Genomic DNA, 390 nt, shown 5'->3' with positions numbered 1-390 from the left:
TCAAAAAACAAAAACGCCACCGAATCGTGCGATTGGTGGCGTTTTGTGTATCAGCTGGTTCTATAGATTCGCGCTATGAAGACATCGATTAAAATGGTCGTTCTAGTTTAATGCCAATTTCCACCAGGCTTGCACAGGTACTGGTTCTGAAATTACTAAACGTTCCCCCATCACAGGGCTTACCATCTGTACGTCTCGCTCTTTACTTATCGCCAAAGCTTGTTCCATTGGGTCTTGCCAGTCGTGCATGGAAAGATCAAACGTACTGTTGTGGATTGGCATCATCACTTTCCCTTGAAGGTCGATGTGCGCTTGAACGCTTTGCTCTGGAAACATATGAATATCGGCCCAAAGTGAGTTGTACGCACCCGTTTCTACCATGGTCAAATC

The 390-nt window shown here is 45.4% G+C and carries 1 pseudogene; it reads right to left on the bottom strand.

Going from position 1 to position 390, the window contains the following annotated elements:
* Positions 1 to 102: 102 nt before the first annotated feature.
* Positions 103 to 390: pseudogene (locus BCT81_RS04350) on the bottom strand (MBL fold metallo-hydrolase); the annotation flags it as partial.

The organism is Vibrio sp. 10N.261.52.A1 (genome assembly GCF_002876325.1).
GTDB lineage: Bacteria > Pseudomonadota > Gammaproteobacteria > Enterobacterales > Vibrionaceae > Vibrio > Vibrio chagasii.
The sequence above is the reverse complement of the archived record's forward strand: the minus strand, read 5'-3'. Positions and strand labels throughout refer to the sequence as shown.